Genomic DNA, 23,520 nt, shown 5'->3' on the forward strand with positions numbered 1-23,520 from the left:
GCCATGAGTGACCCAAACGAGCCAAACTATCAACCATCAAACATCCCGCGAACTATCCTGGACGATGCGGTCTATACCACACCAGGCCCATCACGCCCGGCTGAACGCACCGAATTGTTGAGCGACGAAACACCGCCCGCAGTCATGGCATGGCTGATCATTGTGAGTGACGGCGCACGTCATGGCGAAATGTTCCGTCTCATCGGCAAATCGCTCACGATCGGGCGTGCCGATGACTGCGAAATTCAGCTTGAAGACCGGGCGATTTCACGTCAACACGCTAAAGTCCGGCTCGAAGGCAGCAATGAAACAACTCGTTATATGCTGCACGACCTGGCAACTGATAATGGAACGTTCGTGAATGGCGACCCCACCACCCCGGTCGAACTAAAGAATGGTGATACGATCAAAATTGGTCGTACAGAACTTATGTTCAAACGTGTGTAAGCGTGCATCCTGGTACACGGGCTGCCTGGCTGCGCACAGCGTAACCGTGCGCAGCCACACAAACGCCTTTCCAAACCCGTCAGGGTTACGAGAACCCACAAGCAACAAGCCATCTAGGAGGAGCGACGATCATGAAGTACAACGGATGGGGACTGGCCTCAGGCATCTACAATGCCCTCTCTTCACTGGTAGATATCGTGATAGGTATCGCCGTGCTCATTGTCTACAGTTCTTTGTTAGACATTGCCCAGGAATTTTTTTCCTTTGTGCCAGAACTGGCCAATCTGACCTGGTTTCCCATTCTCCTGAGCATCTACTCGATCTTGAACGGCGTGTGGCGGATGGTCATCGCCTATGGCCTCTTTACCGGGCGTAACTGGGCGCGGATCATGGCGATCATCATCCACTTGTCCACCGCAATGAGTAACCTCATCGTGGTTGTTGGATTACTCCAGATCGGTTTCATCGGCACCTCAATCCTACCGATTCTGATCATCATTGCCAACATCACATTGCTGGTCGGCATGTTCCTGCGCAGCACGGTCGATATCTATTCAGGCAATGGCATGAATATGAACATGGGGCGCCAGACACAGATCGCGCCGCCGATGAACACCTCGTTTGCTTTTGTGCAAGCAGCACCAACCCAGGCCGCCCCGCCCCCACCGCAACCAGCGCCGCCCTCAAATACAAGCTATGTCGAGCCACGTAAAGCCGGGGTCGCTCGTACCGAAGTGGCCGGGCCAACAAGCCCCCAGGTCATTGCATGGCTTGTGGAACGCAATGGGCCACGGCCTGGCAAAGAGCATCGGCTTGCGCAACAGATCACGATTGGACGCGATCCTTCGCGCTGTGAGATCGTGCTGGACGATGCAAAAATCTCGGGCGAACACGCACGCATTCGCTTCGAGCAAGGACGGTACATTCTGTTTGATCTCGCGAGCACGAACCACGTCTATGTCAACAATCAAGAAGTCCAGAAGCACGCCCTACGCGATGGTGATCTGATTAAACTCGGCCCGAATGTGCAACTGACCTTTATGCAGGCCGATCGAATCTAGCTATCCTGGCGCACCGCGTCCTGGCGGTGCGCTAGGTAAAGACACACGACTATGCGCACGTTCCTCACGAAACTAGTGCTGGGGCTAAGTCTCTTCAGCCTAATGATCGCTTCGTCAGTTCATGCTCAGGCTGAAGTCAACCTTCGCATTGACCGGGTAGACGATACCACGTTTCCCGAAATCCGCCTCTTTACGACGATTACGGACATTCAGGGACGCACGATTGCGAATCTGCAACCTGACAGCTTTGTCTTGCGCGAAGCAGGCAATGCCATTTCGCTCACGAACGTAGAACAGGTACCAGCCGAGGACGTCGCACTACGAGTCGTGCTGGCGCTTGATATCAGCAAGAGCATCACCGCCGACCTTGACCGGATCAAGGCCTCGGCCACCCAATTTGTACGTTCGCTGAACCCTGACGATGAGGTAGCGCTTGTGCTCTTTGGCAACACCGCACGGATTGCGCAAGCCTTCACGTCTGATCATGGGATGATCACGAATAGCATTTTGAGCATTGGACCAGATCAACTCGAGGACTATACTGCGCTCTACAATGGCACCTTTGAGAGTACACGCCTGGCCTCGAGCGGGGCTATCAGTGGACGACGCGTCGTTGTCTTATTGACTGATGGCAAGAATACAACCCCTCCTGGTAGCGACAGTCTCACCCTGACCGCAGTGCAACGCGAAGCCAGTGATCGGGGCATTCCGATCTATGTCATCGGGGTGGGGCCACAGGTCTCTGAGCAAGAACTCCGGATCATTGCAACTGAAGGGCGTCTGCTCCAGGTAGATCAAGCCGATGAACTCAATACAGCTTTTCGTGAGCTTGCCACCGAGCTTCGTCAACAGTACATGCTCACCTATAATTCTGCCTTGCCCGCTGATAGTGGGGCCTATCCGCTTGATCTGACGGTGAATGCCCCGGCAGGCAGCGCCGAGACTCGCGCAAACCTGCGCACACGCCCACCAGAAACGCCCTATCTGCGCGTACAGTTGCCGGACGAAGTCGAGCGTGGGCAACCTGTCACCCTACCGATTGAAATTCTCTCACAGTACCAACCAATCCTTGGCGAGGTATTGTTCAACGGTGAAATCGTCCTGAGCGAAGCATTGCAGGGCCGATCCTGGGAACCAGTATGGACACCAACCGAAGATTTGGAAGCAGGAGCATATACGCTTGAGATCCGCATCACCGACGAACGCGGGAACATCGGTGGAACCGCAAGCGATGCACTGCAACTCATCCAGGGGCAGGCAGGCGTGAATATCCCGCTGTGGTTCTGGATCGTGCTCGGAGTCATTGTGGTCGGAGCCATCGGGACGGGCACCGCATTGTTCATCCGGCAACGGAATAGCTATGCCAGTCAGCCCTTGACCAGCCCTATGTCAACCTTTCCTTACAGCGGGCTAACTAGTCCTGTTGGTGCCGAGCGTCCGCCACCAAAGACCGCACAGAGCATACCCAACCCATCGGTGCGAGCAAAGCGCAGCAACCAACCCATCGCAGCAACCGTTGTTGACGGGACAATGGCACTTGATCCAGGCAGGGCCAGCCTTGTTGTCGAACGCGGCAAAGCGAGTCCTATCGAACTCAATTTGCGTGCGGGAAAAGATATCGTGATTGGGCGCAAGCCTGATGCGGATCTCGTGCTGAACGACTCACGTGCTTCGGCAGAACACGCACGGATCCGTTTTCTAGAGCACGCATTTGTAATCGCCGACCTGAACAGTACCAATGGTATGCAGATCAATGGAAAACGCACCGAGCGCGTACGTCTGCAGGACGGTGACCGCATCGAGATTGGTGGGGTAAGCATCATCTTCAAACAGCCAAAGGCGAAAGGCTAACCAGACGACATGGATGCTCTCTTGCAATGGTTTAGCGCAACGCATCGCGGTCGGGTACGCGAAGTCAACGAAGACTCGGTCATGAGTTATCCGATCGCTGAAGAACTGAAACGGCACCCCTATCTCCAGCCACCAGGTGGACGGCTCTGCATTGTCGCCGATGGCATGGGGGGGCATCGCGGCGGGCGCGAAGCAAGCCGCATGGCGATCCAACGGATCAGTCAGTTCTACTACAACCAGGAAGATCTGACGCCTGATCAGGCCCTTGTGGCCGCGATCCAGCAGACGAATCGGGATATGCTCCTGGTGAGCCAGAGTGATGCGAAACTTGCAGGCATGGGCACTACGATCGTGCTGGTTGCGGCTGAGGGGTCAACAATCTATACCGCCAATATTGGCGATAGCCGGTGTTATCACTGGCGGAACGGCCATTTGCAACTGCTCTCGGTAGACGACCGCTGGGTCGCAGTACAGGTACGCGAGGGCATCCTGAGTGAAGAACAAGCGAACGCACATACCTATCGTAGTGTGCTCACTCAGCACCTGGGCAGTGACCGAGGGGTCAATCCACATCTTAGCGCGTTCACCCTTGAAACAGGTGATCGCCTGCTTCTCTGCACTGATGGCCTCTTTGAAGTGGTACACGACCACGAGATTGCCACTATCCTCGGCGCAGAACTCCCCGAGAACGCACCTCAGCGCCTCGTGAATCTCGCTTTGCAACGAGGAGCACCAGACAATGTGACGGTCGCAGTGGGATATTATGGCCCGCTGCGACCGCACAAAAGCAACGGCGTTGCGCGCTGGCTCGGATGGATCGGAGGCATCGCCACACTTCTGATCCTGGCAATTCTTTTGATCGGAGGGATCCAGTTGCTGGGCGCAATGTCGTCACAGAGCACTGCGACTGTAACTCCTCTTGCAGCAACCGAAGCAGTTGCCTCGCAACAACCGACGACCGCCCCAACCTCAACCGTTATACCACCAACAGAAACGCAGACCGCCACCACCGAACTGACCGCCACCACCGAACTGACCGCCACCACCGAACTGACCGCCACCACCGAACTGACCGCCACCACCGAACTGACCGCCACCACCGAACTGACCGCCACCACCGAACTGACCGCCACCACCGAACTGACCGCCACAACATCAGCACCAATCCAAATAGCAGGCCCCATCGAGAGTAGGGATGATCCCAAATTGACAGATGAAGAAAGAGAGGTTTATGACGCATGTTCACGTATCATCATAGGGGGCCAGCCTGGGACGGCGTTAATTATTTTTGCACGATCACGATCTGCAACAAGTGATATTAGTGTACCTCTCACTTTCAAAGTACCATCAGGTGAATCAATCGTTATTGAAGCAGATTACACTGTACGTAAAAGTGGTAATTATCAGTGTTTTCCATTGAGATCTGGAGAAAACACTATTTCTGTAAATAGTGACAGCACAACACACACATTTGAAGCCAATAAGATCTATCTCGTTAGATACAATCCATCATAACCATGCATCGCACATCATCGCCACCATCACAGATTGGGCAATACCGCCTTCTTCAGCAGATTGGTGAAGGGGGGCTTGCACGCGTCTATCTTGCCCGTCACCCTCACTATGGGCAGGTTGCCTTGAAATTACCCCTGGCAGCGGTGAGGCGGAATCGAGAATTAGAGCGACGGTTTCAGACGGAAGCGCGGCTTTTGCATCGGCTTCACCACCCTAATATCTTGCATGTGCTTGAGACAGGGGCTGTGACGTTGCCTGATGAACAGACACAATATTTCATTGCGACTGAGTATCTGCCAGACGGCTCGCTGATGGATCTGTTACAAAAAGGCAAACTAAGTGAACATTACGTTCTAGTCTTAGCTGTACAAATCGCCGATGCACTCGCCTATGCGCATGATCGTGGTGTCATCCACCGTGATATTAAGCCAAGCAATCTGTTGATGCGAGGACCATATACGGTCGTACTGGCTGATTTTGGCATTGCGCGGCCCCTCGCCGAAGAGACCATTACCCAGGGCAAACGGGTGCTTGGCACCCTGGCCTATATGTCCCCAGAACAGACTCTCGGTGACCGTCGACTTGTCCGCCGCGGAAGCGATATCTATGCCTTTGGCCTTGTCCTCTATGAGATGCTCAGCGGGTACCAACCTCGCAACAATCCTAACCTACCCGACATTGTGGTGGTGCAGATGATTCGGCAACAACCACTGCCGCTCTTGACCCAGATTGCCCCACATGTCAGTCGGGAATTTGCCGGAATCATTCACCGCTGTCTTCAACCAAACCGTAGTCAACGCTACAGCACAATGCACCACGTTGCGCAGGATTTACGGAGTTTAGCAGCCCACAAGGGGTATGCCTTGCCAAGCAAGGTCAACGAACCAGTGACAACCCGCACACAACAAATATCCTGGGGGTGGATCGTTGGCATCGGGACAGGCATTGGCATGATTCTTCTGGTGATCGTGCTTGTCTTGATTTTGCAAAGCGGATAGTCGTCAATTGCCAGAGAGAAGTGAAAAGCCCCACTCGCACCTCGTGTGCCAGCATAGCTGGTACACGAGGTGCGCCTTCATTTACGCCTGCTCTTCAACCGAGCGGAAGATGTCGGTTTCGCTGATGATGCCGATGGGGTGGTTGTCGCGGGCGACGACGATGCGCCGGATGTTCTTTTCGAGCATCAGCCGCGCACATTCTTTGAGGCTGAGTTCAGGCGCGATGGTGATCAGGGGTCGGGTGGCGATGTGATCGACGGTGATGCCGTCGAGTGACCGGTCTTCGCGGACGATCTTTTTGAGGACGTCGCGCATGGTCATGATGCCCCACCTGCCGGCGGCGTCGGGTTCGACGACGACGCTGGTGATGCCCCGTGAGCGCATCAGGTGCGTGGTGTCGTGCAGCGGGGCTGACCCTGCGACTGAGACGACGCCACGGGTCATCAGGGCACCGACGGTGTCGCGTGGGTAGGTGGCGGTTTCGATGGGGCGGACGAGTTCTGGGCCGAAGGCGGGGTGAATGCGCTGTTCGTCTCCCAGCAAGCGATCCATGTTGGCGATCATGGCGTCGGCAAATTCTGAGGTTTTGACCTCTTTGGCGTCGGGCATCATGCGCGCAAAGTCGTAGGTAACGATTTTCTGCCCAATGGTGCGCTCAAGTGAGCCGATGATCAGATCCGCCGCTTCGGTCCAGCCCATGTACCGCAACATCATGTCGCCCGACAGGATCACTGAGCCGGGGTTGACTTTGTCGAGATTGGCGTATTTCGGAGCTGTGCCGTGCGTCGCTTCGAAGATGGCATGCCCGGTGACGTAGTTGATGTTGCCGCCAGGGGCGATGCCGATGCCGCCTACCTGCGCTGCCAAGGCGTCAGAGAGGTAGTCGCCGTTGAGGTTGAGCGTGGCGATGACGTCAAATTCATCGGGGCGGGTCAGGATTTGCTGGAGTGTGATGTCGGCGATGGCGTCTTTGACCAGGATTTTGCCACTGGCGAGCGCGGCTTTCTGCTCGTCGTTCGCCGCCGATTCGCGGTACATCGAACGGGTGCGCTCCCACTGGGCCCAGGTGTAGACGTAGTCGCCAAAGGTGCGTTCGGCATATTCGTAGCCCCAGTCGCGAAAGGCACCTTCGGTGAATTTCTGGATGTTGCCTTTGTGAACCAGGGTGACGCTCTTGCGCTTGAAGGCGATGGCGTATTGGATCGCGGCCCGCACGAGCCGTTCCGTACCAACACGGCTGACCGGTTTGATGCCAATGCCCATGTCAACCCGGCCATCCAGAGGCGCACCAATCATGCCCAGGAATTCGTCAACCTTTTCGACAGTGCCAAAACGGATCTTGGCAAAATCTTTGGGATAGCTCTGCTCAATGAATTCGAGCACCCGGCTGGCTTCGGGTGTGCCCGCCCGATACTCGATACCGGTGTAGATGTCCTCGGTATTCTCCCGAAAGATGACCATGTCCACCCGTTCGGGATGAAATACCGGTGAGGGGACGCCGGTAAAGTAGCGCACCGGGCGCAGACAGACATAAAGGTCGAGCATCTGGCGAAGCGCCACGTTGAGTGAGCGAATGCCCCCACCGATCGGCGTGGTCAGCGGTCCTTTGATGCCAACAAGGTAGTGTTTGAAGTCCTCAACCGTCTCGTCAGGAAGCCAGTTACCCGTCTCACGGAAAGCCTTTTCACCAGCCAAAACTTCGTGCCAGGCAATTTTGCGGGCGCCGCCGTAGGCCTTGGCGACCGCAGCGTCAAAGACCCGCACACTGGCACGCCAGATGTCAGGGCCTGTCCCGTCACCCTCCACAAAGGGAATGATCGGGTTGTCCGGAACAATCAGCGTGCCATCCTTGAGCGTAATGCGCTCACCGGTTGGGGTTGTTCGCGTGGGCATGCGTTGTTTCTTCCTCTCCTCATATTCGTCAAAGCCTGGGTACATTGGAGCCATTATAGCCTAAGAGGGAGGATTTAGGAGAGAGGAGAGAGGAAAAAGGTGGGGGCACGGCGCCGCCGTGCCCCCACGCCGTGCCCCCACCCTCGCTCAAGGCAAATCAATAGAATGCAATGCTCTTGTTCACTCTTCGTTCCCGTTGACACAAGTTTGATCATTGGTATAATTCCAATGCACATCTGAGCACACCGCCCGCGTATTGTGTTATTTTTTGCCTATTCACTTGGGTAGGCTGACACAGTCGCACCACTGCACGCTGCGACGCATCGCTTGGCGTCACGTCGCCTGGAGAGGGTCCTATGCTCGGTTCATTTCTACCCATTCTTGTTCTCTTCCTCATCGCTGCGTTTATCGCTGTTTTTGTGATTACGGTTTCGTCGCTGCTTGGCCCGCGTAAGAGTACCCCACGCAAACTCGCACCCTATGAGTCGGGCATGGAGCCGATTGGGGCGGCGATTCGTCGTATTCCGGTCAAGTTCTATGTGGTGGCAATGCTCTTTATCGTCTTCGATATCGAGGTCATCTTCTTCTATCCCTATGCGCTCGTCTTTCGCGAACTGGGGGTGCCGGGGTTGATGGCGATGGGCTTCTTCTTCCTGGTGCTGGTGGTGGGCTTTGTGTATGAGTGGAAGAAAGGGGCGCTGAAATGGGATTAGAAACGAAGGCTGGCGATCTGGGGGTCGTGACGACTTCGCTCGAATATGTGGTCAATTGGGGTCGTACCAATGCGATGTGGCCGCTGCTCTTTGGTCTGGCCTGCTGCGCGATCGAGATGATGGGTGCGCAGAGTCCTAATTATGATATGTCACGCTTTGGCATGGAGATTAATCGGGCTTCGCCCCGTCAGGCTGATCTGATGATCGTGGCGGGCCGCGTGAGCCGCAAGATGGCTCCCGTGGTGCGCCGCCTCTACGATCAGATGAGTGAGCCTAAGTGGGTGGTCGCGATGGGCGATTGCGCTTCGTGTGGGGGCATTTTCAATAATTATGCGATTGTCCAGGGGGTTGATGAGATTGTGCCGGTGGATGTCTATGTGGCCGGCTGTCCCCCGCGCCCCGAGGCGCTTATTGATGGCATTATGATGCTGCACGAGAAGGTGAAGCGTGAGAAGATTAGTGGCATCAAAGAGCAGCCGCTGCGCCTCGAGCAGCCGCTGATCCAGCAGGTGGATGTGAAGAAGTATGGATAATCAGACAATTCGTGATCGGCTTCAGGCGCAGTTTCCTCAGGCGATCCTGGCCGTTAGTGAACGGTTCGGTGATCTGAGTGTGACGCTCCGCCGTGAGGATCTGCTCGCCGTTGTGACCTGGTTGCGCGATCATCCCGAGGTGCCCTACGATTTTCTTGAACACCTCTCGGGGGTTGATTACCTTGGGCGTACGCCGCGCTTCGAGGTGGTGATCCATCTTATGAGCCTCCGCTATCTCCATCGGATCTGCCTGAAGGTCACAGCACCCGAGGATGATCCTCACGTGCCCTCACTGACGCCGCTCTATCCAACGGCCAATTATCAAGAGCGCGAGACCTGGGATCTGCTTGGCATTGTCTTTGACGGCCATCCTTCGTTGCAACGCATTCTGATGCCCGATGACTGGATCGGCCATCCGCAACGCAAGGATCATCCGCTCGGCGAAGAAGAGGTTGCGTTTACCTTTAATCAGGAACGTATCTACGCCCAGAAGCCTTTTGCAAAAGAGTAAGTCTATGACGATTCTTGAGGTTCCAACTCCTCACGATATTACCGAGCCCGCCCTCGCTGGCACCACCGAGACGATGGTGCTCAATATGGGGCCGCACCACCCGAGTACCCACGGGGTGCTGCGCTTGGTGCTTGAGCTCGACGGCGAGATTGTGATTAGCGCTGCCCCTGATGTCGGCTTCCTCCATACGGGTATCGAAAAGAATATGGAGAGCAAGACCTATCAGAAGGCGCTGGTCATGACTGACCGGATGGATTATCTTGCCCCGCTTTCGAATAATCTCTGTTATGCGCTGGCCGTTGAGAAGTTGATGCAGGTCGAGATCCCCGAACGGGTGCAGGTGATCCGGGTGTTGCTGGTCGAGTTGCAACGCATTTCGTCGCACCTGGTCTGGCTCGGGACGCACGCGCTTGACCTGGCGGCAATGAGTGTCTTTCTCTATGCGATGCGCGAGCGCGAGCAGATCCTCGATATTTTTGAACTGGTCTCGGGTGCACGGATGATGACCAGTTATATTCGGATCGGTGGGCTCGCCTATGATATCACGGCTGATTTCTTGCCAACGGTTGATGCGCTGGTTGAGGTGATGCCGAGCCGCATTGATGAGTATGAAGATCTGCTGACCGGTAATCCGATCTGGCTTGAACGGACAGTTGGCGTTGGGGCCATTGATGGCACCTCGGCGGTTGCCTATGGGCTGACGGGTGCGAATCTGCGTGCGACTGGGGTGCCCTACGATGTGCGCAAGGCACAGCCCTATTCGGGCTATGAGACCTATGAGTTTCAGGTGCCGATTGGCAAGAATGGCGATATCTATGACCGCTATCGCGTGCGCATGGCCGAGATGCGCCAGAGTGTGTTAATCTGTCGGCAGGCCGTTGAACGCCTGCGGGCCATCGGCCCCGGGCCGTATGTGACGCCCGACCGCAAAGTCGCCCCACCCCCCAAGAGCGAGATCACCCATAGCATGGAGTCACTCATTCATCACTTTAAGCTCTGGACCGAGGGCTTCAAGCCGCCGGTCGGTGATGCGTATGTGAGCATCGAGAGCCCACGGGGTAGCCTGGGCTGTTATGTGGTCAGCGACGGTGGCCCCAAGCCATGGCGGGTGCATTTCCGTAGTCCTTCTCTGATCAATTTGCAGGGCCTGCACCATATGGCGAAAGGTCGCCTGGTCGCCGATCTTGTGGCCCTGATTGCCAGCCTTGACCCCGTGCTGGGTGAGGTAGATCGGTAAGCATATGCTGCTTGAGACACATCGCGAAGCGATTGAGACGATTGTTGGGCGTTATGCCTCGCCGCGCAGTGCGGTGCTGCCGTTGCTTTACCTGGCCCAGGATGTCTATGGGCATCTGAGCAACGCGGCGATCCGCGAGGTGGCGGACATCCTGGCCTTGCCCGAGACGGCGGTCTTTGAGGTGGTTGGCTTCTATACGCTCTTTTATAGTCGGCCCGTTGGCACCTGGATGCTGCAGGTCTGTGATGATGTGCCTTGTTGTTACCTGGGTGCCGAAGAGTTGATCACGGCACTTAAAGATAGTTTGCAGATCAAGGAAGAAGAGACGAGTGCCGATGGGATGTTTACCCTGCAACGGGTGAAGTGCCTCGCGGCCTGCGACCGGGCGCCCGTGCTTCAGGCGAACCTTGATTATGTCTATGATGTGACGCCAGATAAGGTCGAGGCGCTGCTCAAGGATCTGCAGAGCCGCGCCGCTGACGCGCGACGCCGCGGGGTTTCAGGACGTTTTGCCGAAGATTTTGCGGTGACTGAGCAGGGTGCGGTCGAATTGGTCGCCCGTGATGCCCCCTATCAGTCCCGTCAGTTCGAGGTGCAAGGCCCGCCCCCGCCACCCGAGCCGCTTCCACCTCCCGAGGTTGAGTCAGGGCAAGATCGAGCCGAGACGCGACGGGGGTCGCCTCTGTAGGGGGCATTCCCCCCCCCTCCCCAGCCCTCCCCCGCTGGGGGAGGGAGCCGAGCGCTCAGAGAAGAGATGCGTACACTAGCAGGAACATATATATGGGATTGAGTGACTATATTATTATGCGGGAGTTGAACTTCCCCGATATTAATCGCTTTGAACGCTACTGCCAGGTTGGTGGCTGGGAGGCCTATCGTACGGCGGTGAAAGAGCAGACGCCAGCCACGATTGTGCAGATGGTGAAAGAGGCCGGGTTGCGCGGGCGCGGTGGCGCAGGCTTTCCAACTGGTATCAAGTGGAGCTTTTTGCCCAAGGATGTCTTTCCACGCTATCTGCTCTGCAATTGCGATGAGTCTGAGCCTGGCACTTTTAATAATCATCAGATTATTGATCGTAATCCACATCAACTCATTGAAGGTGTGGCGCTCTCGGCGTATGCGATTGAGTGCCATACGGCCTATATTTATATGCGGGGCGAGTTTGCCGCTGCGGCGTTGACCCTCGAGCAGGCCATTGACGAGGCGTACCGCGCTGGTCTGCTGGGCAAGAATATTCTCGGGACAGGCTACGACCTCGATATCTATGTGCATCGTGGGGCCGGGGCGTACATCTGTGGCGAAGAGACGGCGCTGATGGAGTCGCTCGAAGGCAAGATCGGGCAGCCGCGCCTCAAGCCTCCCTTCCCGGCGGTCGCTGGGCTCTATGGCAAGCCGACGATCATCAATAATGTGGAGACGCTGGCCAATGTGCCGCGCATTGTCGAGAAGGGTGTGGCCTGGTACCGTTCGCACGGCACCGAGAAGAGTCCGGGCACCAAATGTTTTTCGCTCTCGGGGCATGTGAATCGCCCCGGCAACTATGAACTGCCGTTTGGCGTGCCGCTGCGCGAGTTGATCGAGAGCCCCGAGTATGGTGGCGGCATGAAGGGTAGTCGGCCAATCAAGATTATCATCCCCGGCGGCGCCTCGGCACCATGGCTGACCGCCAAACACCTGGATGTGCCGCTCGACTATGAAGGCGTGGCGGCGGCGGGTTCGATGCTTGGCTCGGGGGCAGTGATTGTGCTCAATGATACGGTCAAAGCACCCCATGTCGCCTACAAGATGGACGAATTCTTCAAGCACGAGAGTTGCGGCAAATGCACGCCGTGCCGCGAAGGTACGCACTGGCTGGTCAAGGTGCTGCATCGCCTCGCCGAAGAGGGCCACGCCGAGCCCGATGATATCCCGACGTTGCACGGCATCTATCGCCAGATGGCAGGGAATTGCTTCTGTCTGCTCGGCGAAAGCGCCGTGATGCCGATCAAATCGGCGCTTGAACTCTTCCCCGAGGAGTTTGAGGCAATTATCAAGGCGAGTAACGAACGACACCAGCGCAATGGCGCCCACGCGATCCCGTTGAGAGTGAGCTGAGACTATTACGTCACCTTTGTTACCAGGTTTTGCATGTGCGCTTGAGCGGTTGTTTGCCCTGGCATAAGCTTGCTGGAAAGAGCTATCTATGGCCGATGTTACGATCACAGTGAACGGTGTCACCTTTAGGGTACCTGCGGGTACGAATGTGGTTGATGCCGCACGCATAGGCGGTATTTCGATCCCGGTCTTTTGCTATCACCCGCGGATGAAGCCGGTCGGCATGTGCCGGATGTGTCTGGTGCAGGTTGGCACGCCCCGCCTCGATCCCGCGACGCGCCAGCCGATGCTGGGTGAGGATGGCCGTCCCGTGATTGCGATGATGCCCAAGTTGCAGACCGGGTGTACGACGCCGGTCAGTGAGGGCATGGTGATCAATACGGAGAGCGATGAGGTGCAGTTTGCCCAGAAGGGTGTGCTTGAGTTTTTGCTGACCTCGCATCCACTCGATTGCCCGGTCTGCGATAAGGGCGGCGAGTGCCCGTTGCAAAACCTGACGATGGCATGGGGGCCCGGCAACAGTCGTTTTGACTACAACGACAAGGTTCACTTCGAGAAGCCAGTGCATCTCGGCGACCTGATTCTGCTCGACCGCGAGCGCTGTATCCTCTGTGCGCGGTGTGTGCGCTTCCAGGACGAGCTCGCCGATGATCCGGTGCTTGGCTTCGATAACCGTGGCCGCAACTGGATGATTATCTCGAAGAGCGATCCGCCGTTCGATAGCAAGTTTTCGGGCAATACGACCGATATCTGCCCGGTTGGCGCCCTGACCAGTGCCGACTTCCGCTTTAAGGCCCGCGTCTGGGAACTCAGTTCCAAGCCGGTGGTCTGTACGCTCTGTCCCGTAGGCTGCAATCTCAGCCTCGATATGCGCTACGACCAGTTGATGCGGGTGATGCCGCGTGAGAATGGGGCGGTCAACGATATCTGGATCTGCGATAAGGGCCGCTTTGGGCATCGCTTTATCGAGCACGAGAGTCGCTTGACGACGCCGCTGATCCGCAAGGGTGGGCACCTGGTCGAAGCAAGTTGGGACGAGGCACTGGCTCTCGTCGCCGAGAAACTCGCGGCTGTGCAGAGTAGTCGTGGGGGCAGTGCGATCGCGGGCCTTGCTTCACCACGCCTGAGCAATGAGGATCTTTACCTCTTCCAGAAACTCTTCCGTGAATATTTTGGGAGCCACAACCTTGACCATATGCCTGGCAGTGCTGCTGATGTTGATTACGACGAGCACGGGGCGTTGATGGGGGTGGGCAAGGGTACCAATTTGATGGAGATGGGAGCCGAGAGTCTGGTGCTGGTGATCGGGGCCGATCCCGAAGAAGAGGCCCCGCTCTATGTGCTGCGCTTGCGGGCGATGCTCGAGCGCGGGGCGAAACTGGTGGTGGCAAATATGCGCCCGACCAAACTGGATCGCTCGGCGACAACCAGGCTCTATTATCAACCAGGGAGCGAACTTGCGTTTGTGCGCGGGTTGCTGCGGGCGGTCTTTGATCGCGTTGGTCACGAGCGCTTGCACCTCAAGCATAGTGGGCTTGAGCAGTTGCGCAAGACGTTGAGTGACCTGAGCGTTGAGCAGGCCGCCGAGTTGTGTGGCGTGCCTGCCGAAACGATCCGGGCGGTAGCGCAGGCGTTGCTTGAGGCGAAACAGGGCCTCATTATGTACGGGGCCGAGGCCCGGAGCGCTGGCGCGGGGATGAGCGAGAGTCTTGGAGTGCTGGCGGCGCTGACGGGGAAAGTCGGCAAGCCAGGCAGCGGATTGATCGCGTTGCTGCCAGGAGGCAACAGTCGCGGGGCGCTTGATATGGGGGTGCGGCCCGATGCCCGCCCCGGCTATGCCGTGCTTTCGCAGCGCGGCCTGGGGGCACGCGAAGTCTGGCCGGCGCTGCGCGAAGGGCGCGTCAAGGCGGTCTGGATCGCCGGGCTTGATCCGGCGGCACAGTTGCCAGCGGCCCGTGCGGCCCTGGAAGCGGCTGACTTTGTGGTGGTGCAGGAACTCTTCTTGACCGCAACCGCGAAACTGGCCGATGTGGTCTTGCCAGCCGCCAGCGTCGCCGAACGCGAAGGCACCTATACCAATGCCGAGCGCCGGGTGCAACGGTCGCGCCAGGCCCGCCAGGCCCACGGCGAGGCCCGCCCCGACTGGCAGATCATTCAGGGTGTCGCCCAGCACCTGAGCGAACTGAGTGTCCCTGTGGCCGTGCCGACGCAGCGTGTCGAAGAGAGTAGCCAACCCGTCGGTGGCAAAGGCAAAAGCAAAGGCCCAGGCAAGACCACGGCAGTCACCGTGGCCGAGCCGTCAACCTGGGATTACCTGACCCCCAGTGAGATCGCCGCCGAGATTGCCGAACGGGTACCAGGCTATGCCGGGATCACCTACAGTGCGCTTGCTGCCACAGGCCAGGGTGGGGACTGGGGACGCCAGACCAACGAGGCGATCTTCTATGATGGTACCAACTACGAAAATAGCGAAGGCATCGGGATCCAACTGCCGAATCTGATCGAGGGACAAAAGACCGCGGTGAGCCTCGGCTTGCGGCCATTGAGCAAACCGGCTCACGAGCGCAGCCTGCTGTTGGTCAGCCAGAGCCTGGCCTATGATGGCGATCTGCTACTGCGCGGATCATTGCTGGAACGCCAGATCCCGCAGCCTTACGTCGCACTCAGCCAAACTGATGCGGACAAACTCAACATCAAACCGGGTGATACGGTACGGCTCGACTCGGCGGCGGGCGAACTGACGCTCAGCGCACGCGTTGTGGACGATGTGCCCGCCGGGGTAGCGCTGATCCCGGCGAACTTGCCAAACTTCAGTGCGGCAGCCGTGCAGACCGGGCCGCGCACACGGGTCAATCTGGTGAAGGTTGTAACGGGATAGGGGTAGCTATGAACTGGCTGGGCCTTTTGATCATCATTATCCAGTCTTTTGTGATCGCCCTGGCGGTCACCACGGCCTTCGCCTATTTGACCCTCTTTGAACGGCGTCTCCTGGCGCGCTTTCAGAACCGGGTGGGGCCAAATCGGGCCGGGCCGAACGGCTTTCTCCAGCCCGTCGCCGACGCGGTCAAGCTCTTTTTCAAAGAGGATATTGTGCCCTCGGCAGCCGACAAGGCGGTTTATCTGCTCGCGCCGGCAATCGCGGTGATCCCGGCGATCATCATCTGGGCCGTGATCCCCTTTGGTTGTCTGAATATTGACTGGAACTACCAGGCCTGCTTTGCCGAGTCGTCGAGTGGGGTCAATAATATTCTGCAGATTGCCGACATCAATGTGGGCGTGCTCTATCTGCTCGCCATCACCAGCATCGGGGTCTATGGCATTACGCTGGCAGGCTGGGCAAGCAATAACAAATACTCGATGATGGGCGGCATTCGGTCGACGGCGCAGTTGATTAGCTACGAACTCGCGCTCGGCACGGCCGTGCTGGCGGTGGTGATGACCTTCAGCACACTCAGCACGCACGAACTGGTCTATCATCAAGGGGTGCTCTGGGGCATCGTGCCGCAATTCCTCGCCTTTGTAATCTTTATGATTGCCTCGACCGCCGAGGTGGTGCGTGCGCCGTTTGACCTGGTCGAAGCCGAACAGGAACTGGTCGGTGGCTACAATACCGAATATGGCTCGATGAAATTCGCGCTCTTCTTTATGACCGAATACATCAAACTGATTGCGGTCAGCGCGATGGCCGTCACCTTCTTTTTTGGTGGCTGGCGCTTTCCGGGGCTCGAAATGCTCGGGGCAGGGATGGAAGAACTGGCGGGGCCAGTGGTCGCCAGCATTGCAGTCGGCCTGGCCTCACTCGGGTCGTTCCTGTTGAAACTCGTTGGCTTTCTTTTTCTCTCGGTCTGGATTCGGGCCTCGTGGCCGCGTATTCGCTACGACCGCCTGATGGATCTGGGGTGGAAGTGGCTGCTTCCGCTCGGACTGATCAATCTTGCAGCGACGGCCGTGGCCTTTGTGCTCATTGAGAGCTTTGTGCTGGCGTCGTTTATGCTGCTCGCCTTTAGCCTGCTCAGCCTCGCTATTGCGGCAGGCATCAATCGTGTGCCCAAACCGATTGACAATGTCACCTATGTGAGTGATGTACGCAGTCGGGCCGAGACAGGTCAGTAGCAGCAACAACGCCCCGATGCGGGCGAGCGATAAGGAGTAGTTGATGATCGGACAATTGTTGAAGGGGTTGCGCACAACCTTTGGCTATATCTTCACGCAGCCGGTGACCGTTCAGTACCCCGAGGTCAAGCGCCCGGTACGTGAGCGGTTTCGTGGGCGGCACGAGCTCAAGCGGTTTGCCGATGGCAAAGAGCGCTGCATTGGCTGTTCGCTCTGCGCGGCGGCGTGCCCGGCTGATGCGATCCTGGTCGTACCCGCCGAGAATACGCCCGATCATCAGGTCTCGTACGGTGAACGCTATGCCGCTACCTACGAGATCAATATGCTGCGCTGCATCTTCTGTGGCTATTGCGAAGATGCCTGCCCAACCAATGCGATTGTGCTTGAGCATCAGTACGAGCTTTCGTTCTATGATCGGCGCGACTCGATCTATACCAAAGAGATGCTGCTGGTTCCCGAGGATCAAGGCCACGGCGATGCGCCACCCATTCTGACTCAGCTCGAGCGCCGCCCAAGCCCACCAGCACAGATCGACCTGTAGGGGAGTGACCATGGATTTTGTGCTCTTTTTTCTTACGGCAGCCATCGCCCTCGCAGGGGCCATTGCCATGCTCGTCGCACGCAATGCCATTCATAGCGCTCTCTTTTTGTTGTTGAATTTCGGGGCAATCGCCGTCCTCTTTTTGTTGCTGCAATCACCATTTCTCTTTACGATCCAGCTCTCAATCTATGCTGGCGCGATCATGGTGCTCTTTCTCTTTGTGGTGATGCTGCTCGGGGCCGAACAGGTAGAGGCGGCACAGGACAAGTTGCCGTGGCAACAGCCGCTAGCGCTAGTAATGGGGGCGGGCTTGCTGGTGATTGCGGTGATCACGGCGGTACGTGGTGGTTCCAACGATGCGCCGCCGGGGGGCGAAGCCGCCGAAGCCTTTGGTGACCCGGCGAGCCTGGGCGAACTGCTCTTTACCGAGTATCTGTTGCCCTTTCAGATTACCGGGATCATTCTGCTGGTCGCGGTCATCGGCGTCGTGGTGCTCAACCAGCAGCGCACCCAGGCCCAGAGCGAAGAGACGCCGGGCGAGCGACCGAGTTCGAGCGTGCAACCGTAGTCGTCTGATGCAATCGTACAAGGATCTTGCATGGTTCCCACGACCTTTTATGTTCTGTTGAGTGCCGCCTTATTCACGATTGGCGTGCTCGGGGTCTTGATTCGCCGCAACGCGATTGTGGTCTTTATGTCGGTTGAGTTGATGCTCAATGCGGCCAACCTAGCCCTGGTTGCCTATGCACGCGAACGGCTCGCGGTTGATGGTCAGGTGCTCGTCTTTTTTGTGATTACGGTAGCCGCGGCTGAGGTGGCCGTCGGTCTCGCGCTGCTGGTGGCGATCTTCAAATCGAAACGAACCGCCGATATCGACGAGGTCAGTATGCTCCGAGGATAAGGGAGGCGCAAGAGCCCTTCCTTTGGCTTTGCCCATTGAGGTTGTGTGATGCTGAACTGGCTTATCTGGCTCATCCCGCTGTTGCCGCTGCTCGGCTTTCTGCTCAATGTGTTTGTCATCCGCCAGGAGCGCCAGGCCGGTCTGGTGGCGAGCGCCCTGGTTGGGGGCTCGTTTCTGCTGGCCGTGGTCGCGACGGTCATGCTCGGCGGAATGCCCGAAGAAGAGCGCCGCGTGCAGACAATCGCCTGGGAATGGATCGGCACAGGCACGCTGAGTATTCCCTTCGGGTTGCTCTTTGATCCGTTGACGTCCGTGATGGTACTGCTCGTCACCGGGGTCGGCGGCCTGATCCATGTCTACTCGATTGGCTATATGCACGGCGATCCGCGGGTCGTCCGCTATTTTGCCTACCTGAATCTCTTTGTGACCATGATGCTGATGCTGGTGATGGCGAACAATATGCTGCTGCTCTTTCTTGGCTGGGAGGGCGTGGGGCTCTGTTCGTTTTTGCTGATCGGTTTCTGGTTCGAGCGCAAGGTGGCGTCGGCAGCGGCGGTCAAGGCGTTTGTGGTCAACCGGATCGGCGATGCCGCCTTTATTCTGGCGATGCTGGCGATCTTTTCGCATTTCGGGACGCTGACCTTCTATGATGTCGAGGTGGATGGGCAGATCATTCCGGGCTTTTTGGCGCAGGTGCCCAACCTCCTGGGGCAAACCTTTGGCCCCGAGTGGCAAACGATTGCGGTGGCAACAGGCATTTCGTTTCTTTTGCTGATCGGCGCAACCGGCAAATCAGCGCAGTTCCCGCTCTTTGTCTGGCTGCCTGATGCGATGGCCGGCCCGACCCCAGTGTCGGCCCTGATCCACGCGGCAACGATGGTGACCGCTGGCGTCTATATGATGGCCCGCACCGAGCCGATCTTTGTGGCGTCGCCAGCCACGCAGAGCTGGGTGGCCTGGATCGGGGTGCTGACGGCACTGATTGCGGGAACAGCGGCGCTGGCGCAGTGGGATATCAAGCGCGTGCTCGCCTATTCGACCGTGTCGCAACTCGGCTTTATGGTTGCCGCCTGTGGCATGGGGGCCTATGCCGCCGCGATCTTCCACCTGCTTACCCACGGTATCTTCAAAGCACTGCTGTTCCTCGGTTCGGGGTCGGTCATCCACGGGACCCACGACACCCAGGATATGCGCAAGATGGGGGGCCTGCGCACGGCGATGCCGACCACCTACTGGACCTATCTGGTCGGGGCGGGAGCACTCGCCGGCATTGTGCCACTCTCGGGGTTCTGGAGCAAAGATGAGATCCTGGCCCACGCGGTCAGCGCGGGGTACTGGCCGCAACTGATCGGGCTCTTCATTGCCTCGCTACTGACCGCATTCTATATGGGCCGCCAGGTCTCGCTGATCTTTTTTGGCACCCAGCGCGACCCACACTACCACGCGCACGAGAGTGGGCAGGCGATGACGGTGCCCCTGGTGATCCTCGCCGTCGGGGCCGCCATCGCTGGCCTGATGAACCTGCCGACCCTCTTTAGCGGGATGCCTGCCGCCCACCTGCTGACCGACTGGCTCAAGCCGGTGTTGCACGAAGAGGCGGGCAAGTTCAATCCGCTGCTGGCACTCTTTGCAACGCTTGGTGCCGTGGGGATGGGCTATCTGGGCTGGTCGGTCTATACCCGGAATGCCGCGAAAGTCAAGGTCGGCGGGCAAGATCCGGCGTACTACTACACCGGTGATATCTGGGACACACTCGAAGCAGCCTGGTATGTTGATACCCTCTATCAGCGTGCCGTCGTCGGGCCATTCCGCAGTATCGGCAATTTCCTGGCGCAAGTCTTTGATCCGCAGGGCATCGACGGCCTCGTCGTTGGCACTGGTCGCTTCTTTGGCTGGGTCGCAACGGGAGTACGCCAACTCCAGAGTGGCTATGTCCGGATGTATGCCCTCGTCTTTACGGTCGGTGTCGTGCTGGTACTCAGCTTTATGCTGATGATCGCCTGGTAGGATAAAAGGAAGCCGCATGCAAGTTCCGATCCTGTCACTTGTGCTCTGGCTCCCCGCACTCGGAGCACTCTTGTTGCTCACGGTGCCGCGGAGGAGTGACGAACTAGCGCGCCGGATTGCCCTGGTCGTCGCTGTTGTCACCTTTCTCGTCTCGTTGACCCTGCCGCTCAGGTTTGTGCCCGCGAGTGCGCTCGGCGCGGGGCCGGTGACGATGCAGTTTGCCGAGACGCTGCCCTGGTTGCCGTCGTGGGGCATCAGCTATAGCCTTGCCATTGATGGCATCAGTCTCTGGCTGGTGATGTTGACCACGTTCCTGACGCCGATTGTGGTGCTCTCGACCTGGGATTCGGTACACAAAGAAGTTCGCAATTTCCAGATCCTGCTGTTGCTCTTGACCACGGCGATGCTCGGGGTCTTTATGGCCCAGGATCTCTTGCTCTTCTATATCTTCTGGGAATTCACGCTGATTCCGATGACCTTTTTGATCGGGATCTGGGGTGGCAGCAACCGGGTCTATGCGGCCCGCAAGTTTTTCCTCTATACCTTTGCCGGGTCAGTACTGATGCTGCTTGCCGTGATCGGGCTCTATGTCTTGCACCGCGAGAGCATCGCTGTGAGTCAGCCCGGCTATCAGGGTACGCTCAACTTTGGCGAGATTGTGGCCGATCTGCGGAGCGGGGCATTCGTGCTGGAGACAGCGACCGAGCGGTTGCTCTTTGGGGCGTTCTTCCTTGCCTTCGCGATCAAGGTGCCGCTCTGGCCGTTCCACACCTGGTTGCCCGATGCGCACGTCGAAGCACCCACGGCTGGCTCGGTGGTGCTGGCGGGGGTGCTGCTGAAACTTGGTGGCTACGGCATGATCCGCTACTGCCTGACACTCTTTCCCGAGGCGTCGCGCTGGGCGGCCCCGGCGATCGGGGTACTGGCGGTGATTGGCATCATCTATGGCGCAATTGTTGCTTTTGCCCAGACCGATATGAAGAAACTGGTGGCCTATTCATCGGTGAGCCATATGGGCTTCATTGTGCTTGGCATCTTCGCGCTCAACAGCGAGGGCATCACCGGCGCCATCATCCAGATGATCAACCACGGCCTCTCGACCGGCGCGCTCTTCTTGATTGTCGGCGTGCTCTACGAGCGACGGCATACCCGCGAAATGGCGGCGTACAGCGGCATCTGGACGGTGATGCCGATCTATGCGGGCATCACCTTGCTGGTGGCCCTCTCGTCGGCAGGTTTGCCTGGGCTCAATGGTTTCATCGGCGAGTTTGTGATTATGCAGGGGGCATTTCTCGCGCCTGAGCTTGGTTGGCCCTTTCTGGCGTTTGCCGTGCTCGGCGTCGTGCTGGCGGCGATCTACCTGCTCAAGCTCTACCGCGAAGTCTTTATGGGCGAAGTGAACGAAGCGAGCGCGGGCCTCCCCGATCTCAACCAGCGCGAACTGGTCACGCTGGTGGCCCTGTGCATCCCGATTGTGATCATCGGCCTCTATCCCGGCTTTCTCTTTGGCCCGATGCAGAGCAGTGTCGCCGAGGTGGTCAATGGGCTGGTGCCTGTGGTTGCAGGACGTTAATGTGCATGGGCCAGATGGCCCTTAACCCTCGCCGGGAGGCGTAATGGACTCAATTCAGATTCCACCAATTGATTTCAGACTAATAGCACCGTTGCTCGTGGTGACAACCTGGGCTATGGTCTTGCTGCTTGTTGACGTCTTTGCCATTCCCGCCAACCGCAAAAAGCTGACGGGCTACCTTGCCATTGCCGGGCTGGTGGTCGCGGGCCTGGTCGCCATTCCTCTCTGGGATGTGAGTGGCAGCACCTTTAGTAACATGGTCGTGCTTGACCGCTATAGCCTAATCCTGACCTGGATCTTCCTGATCATCGGGGCGCTGACCATCACAATGGCCCTCGACTATCTACCACGGCACGGCATCGAACAGGGCGAGTTCTACCCGCTGATTATGTTTGCCGTCGCCGGCATGATCCTGATGGCGCAGGGTACCGATCTGATCGTGCTCTTCCTCGGCGTCGAGTTGCTCTCGATCACGCTCTATATTTTGACCGGCTTTGCCTATCCACGCCTCACCTCGGAAGAGGCGGCGATGAAGTATCTGGTGCTCGGGGCGTTTGCGGCAGGCTTTTTCATTTATGGCATCGCGCTGACCTACGGAGCCGTGGGGACGACCAATCTCGCCCTGATTGCCGAGCGCCTGGCTGACCCGGCGGCCGAGACCAATCAGTTGCTGCTACTCGCCGGGGCGTCACTCATTCTGATCACTTTTGCCTTCAAAGTCGCGCTGGTACCCTTCCACATGTGGACGCCCGATGTCTACGAGGGCTCGCCAACCCCGGTGGCCGCGTTTATGAGTGTCGGCACCAAAGGCGCGTCTTTTGCCGCCCTGTTGCGCATCCTGGTGACCGCCCTGCCCGCGCTCGAACCATTCTGGCTGCCGGTACTCGGCATGCTCGCCGCGCTGACGATGATCATCGGCAACCTGGGTGCGTTGAGCCAGACCAACGTGAAACGCATGCTCGCCTATTCGAGTGTCGGGCACGCAGGCTACATTCTGCTGAGCATCATGGTCGTCTCGGAGCGCGGGGCGCAAGCGTTTCTCTTCTACACGCTGGCGTATACGCTGACCAACCTGGGGGCCTTTGCGGTCGTGATTGCGCTCGAGCAGCGCAGCAACGCAACCTGGAGCCTCGATGATTTTACGGGGTTGTACAAACGGCAACCGTTGCTCGCGCTAGCGATGGCCGTCTTTATGTTCTCGCTAGCCGGGGTACCGCCAACCGCCGGCTTCATGGCGAAATTCTATGTCTTCACCACAGCCTACGAAGGTGGCCTAGGCTGGCTCGTCTTGATTGGCGTATTGACAAGTGCGCTGGCCGTCTTCTTTTACCTGCGCGTCGTCATCCGCATGTTTATGCACGAACCGCAGGGCGAGCTCGAACCCACACTCGACCGGGGGCTCTCAGCCGACATCGCGATTGCAGGCGGGCTGACCTTGCTCTTTGGCATCGTGCCGGCACCGATCATCTTCCTGGTCGAGCGTTCACTGGTCGCGGCGGGCGGCTAACGAGGCGCTCGCCACCGGTTAAAAG

The 23,520-nt window shown here is 58.0% G+C and carries 20 protein-coding genes; 19 read left to right on the forward strand and 1 reads right to left on the reverse strand.

What is annotated here, in order from left to right; genetic code table 11:
* The first annotated feature begins 3 nt into the window (after nucleotides 1-3).
* The 5 genes from A9Q02_RS14645 to A9Q02_RS14665 all read left to right on the forward strand — a co-directional run bounded on the left by A9Q02_RS14645 (nucleotide 4) and on the right by A9Q02_RS14665 (nucleotide 5,872).
* Nucleotides 4-447, forward strand: coding sequence for an FHA domain-containing protein (locus tag A9Q02_RS14645; RefSeq protein ID WP_097653831.1), 444 nt, complete (start codon nucleotides 4-6; stop codon nucleotides 445-447).
* 131 nt (nucleotides 448-578) lie between these two features.
* Nucleotides 579-1,508 carry an FHA domain-containing protein gene (locus A9Q02_RS14650; RefSeq protein WP_097653832.1) on the forward strand — a complete coding sequence of 310 codons (930 nt, stop codon included), beginning with the start codon at nucleotides 579-581 and terminating at the stop codon, nucleotides 1,506-1,508.
* 51 nt (nucleotides 1,509-1,559) lie between these two features.
* Nucleotides 1,560-3,359, forward strand: a complete 1,800-nt coding sequence (locus tag A9Q02_RS14655) for a VWA domain-containing protein (RefSeq protein WP_097653833.1) — start codon at nucleotides 1,560-1,562, stop codon at nucleotides 3,357-3,359.
* A gap of 9 nt (nucleotides 3,360-3,368) precedes the next feature.
* The gene (locus A9Q02_RS14660) at nucleotides 3,369-4,874 is read left to right on the forward strand and encodes a PP2C family protein-serine/threonine phosphatase (RefSeq protein ID WP_097653834.1); all 1,506 of its coding nucleotides are present in this window, start codon (nucleotides 3,369-3,371) and stop codon (nucleotides 4,872-4,874) included.
* A gap of 2 nt (nucleotides 4,875-4,876) precedes the next feature.
* Complete coding sequence (locus tag A9Q02_RS14665) at nucleotides 4,877-5,872, forward strand: serine/threonine-protein kinase (protein ID WP_097653835.1); 996 nt, start codon at nucleotides 4,877-4,879, stop codon at nucleotides 5,870-5,872.
* A gap of 81 nt (nucleotides 5,873-5,953) precedes the next feature.
* Here A9Q02_RS14665 and icd read toward each other — a convergent pair whose 3' ends face one another.
* Nucleotides 5,954-7,765 carry an NADP-dependent isocitrate dehydrogenase gene (gene icd / locus A9Q02_RS14670; protein ID WP_097653836.1) on the reverse strand — a complete coding sequence of 604 codons (1,812 nt, stop codon included), beginning with the start codon at nucleotides 7,763-7,765 and terminating at the stop codon, nucleotides 5,954-5,956.
* 356 nt (nucleotides 7,766-8,121) lie between these two features.
* Between icd and A9Q02_RS14675 the strand changes: the two genes are divergently transcribed.
* From A9Q02_RS14675 to A9Q02_RS14740, 14 genes are all read left to right on the forward strand, one after another.
* Complete coding sequence (locus A9Q02_RS14675; protein ID WP_097653837.1) at nucleotides 8,122-8,478, forward strand: NADH-quinone oxidoreductase subunit A; 357 nt, start codon at nucleotides 8,122-8,124, stop codon at nucleotides 8,476-8,478.
* Entirely contained in the window at nucleotides 8,469-9,011 is a 543-nt protein-coding gene (locus tag A9Q02_RS14680; RefSeq protein WP_097653838.1) for an NADH-quinone oxidoreductase subunit B, read from the forward strand. The genes A9Q02_RS14675 and A9Q02_RS14680 overlap by 10 nt, the downstream gene beginning before the upstream one ends.
* Entirely contained in the window at nucleotides 9,004-9,522 is a 519-nt protein-coding gene (locus tag A9Q02_RS14685; RefSeq protein ID WP_097653839.1) for an NADH-quinone oxidoreductase subunit C, read from the forward strand. Before A9Q02_RS14680 ends, A9Q02_RS14685 begins: the two co-directional genes overlap by 8 nt.
* 4 nt (nucleotides 9,523-9,526) lie before the next feature.
* Nucleotides 9,527-10,759, forward strand: a complete 1,233-nt coding sequence (nuoD, locus tag A9Q02_RS14690; protein WP_097653840.1) for an NADH dehydrogenase (quinone) subunit D — start codon at nucleotides 9,527-9,529, stop codon at nucleotides 10,757-10,759.
* A 4-nt stretch (nucleotides 10,760-10,763) separates the two neighbouring features.
* Entirely contained in the window at nucleotides 10,764-11,447 is a 684-nt protein-coding gene (locus tag A9Q02_RS14695; protein WP_097653841.1) for a complex I 24 kDa subunit family protein, read from the forward strand.
* Nucleotides 11,448-11,539: 92 nt separating this feature from the next.
* Entirely contained in the window at nucleotides 11,540-12,853 is a 1,314-nt protein-coding gene (gene nuoF, locus A9Q02_RS14700) for an NADH-quinone oxidoreductase subunit NuoF (RefSeq protein ID WP_097653842.1), read from the forward strand.
* Between the two features lie 88 nt (nucleotides 12,854-12,941).
* Nucleotides 12,942-15,731, forward strand: a complete 2,790-nt coding sequence (gene nuoG, locus A9Q02_RS14705) for an NADH-quinone oxidoreductase subunit NuoG (protein ID WP_097653843.1) — start codon at nucleotides 12,942-12,944, stop codon at nucleotides 15,729-15,731.
* A gap of 8 nt (nucleotides 15,732-15,739) precedes the next feature.
* Complete coding sequence (nuoH, locus tag A9Q02_RS14710; RefSeq protein ID WP_097653844.1) at nucleotides 15,740-16,966, forward strand: NADH-quinone oxidoreductase subunit NuoH; 1,227 nt, start codon at nucleotides 15,740-15,742, stop codon at nucleotides 16,964-16,966.
* 43 nt (nucleotides 16,967-17,009) lie between these two features.
* Complete coding sequence (gene nuoI, locus A9Q02_RS14715; RefSeq protein WP_097653845.1) at nucleotides 17,010-17,507, forward strand: NADH-quinone oxidoreductase subunit NuoI; 498 nt, start codon at nucleotides 17,010-17,012, stop codon at nucleotides 17,505-17,507.
* Nucleotides 17,508-17,517: 10 nt separating this feature from the next.
* Nucleotides 17,518-18,075 carry an NADH-quinone oxidoreductase subunit J family protein gene (locus tag A9Q02_RS14720; protein ID WP_097653846.1) on the forward strand — a complete coding sequence of 186 codons (558 nt, stop codon included), beginning with the start codon at nucleotides 17,518-17,520 and terminating at the stop codon, nucleotides 18,073-18,075.
* 30 nt (nucleotides 18,076-18,105) lie between these two features.
* On the forward strand, nucleotides 18,106-18,408 hold the full coding sequence (gene nuoK / locus A9Q02_RS14725) for an NADH-quinone oxidoreductase subunit NuoK (RefSeq protein ID WP_097653847.1): 303 nt from the start codon (nucleotides 18,106-18,108) through the stop codon (nucleotides 18,406-18,408).
* Between the two features lie 48 nt (nucleotides 18,409-18,456).
* On the forward strand, nucleotides 18,457-20,415 hold the full coding sequence (nuoL, locus tag A9Q02_RS14730) for an NADH-quinone oxidoreductase subunit L (RefSeq protein WP_245860555.1): 1,959 nt from the start codon (nucleotides 18,457-18,459) through the stop codon (nucleotides 20,413-20,415).
* Nucleotides 20,416-20,431: 16 nt separating this feature from the next.
* Complete coding sequence (locus A9Q02_RS14735) at nucleotides 20,432-21,988, forward strand: complex I subunit 4 family protein (protein WP_097653848.1); 1,557 nt, start codon at nucleotides 20,432-20,434, stop codon at nucleotides 21,986-21,988.
* Between the two features lie 43 nt (nucleotides 21,989-22,031).
* Nucleotides 22,032-23,495 carry an NADH-quinone oxidoreductase subunit N gene (locus tag A9Q02_RS14740; RefSeq protein ID WP_097653849.1) on the forward strand — a complete coding sequence of 488 codons (1,464 nt, stop codon included), beginning with the start codon at nucleotides 22,032-22,034 and terminating at the stop codon, nucleotides 23,493-23,495.
* Nucleotides 23,496-23,520: the final 25 nt, after the last annotated feature.

It is taken from the genome of Candidatus Chloroploca asiatica (assembly GCF_002532075.1).
Lineage (GTDB): Bacteria > Chloroflexota > Chloroflexia > Chloroflexales > Chloroflexaceae > Chloroploca > Chloroploca asiatica.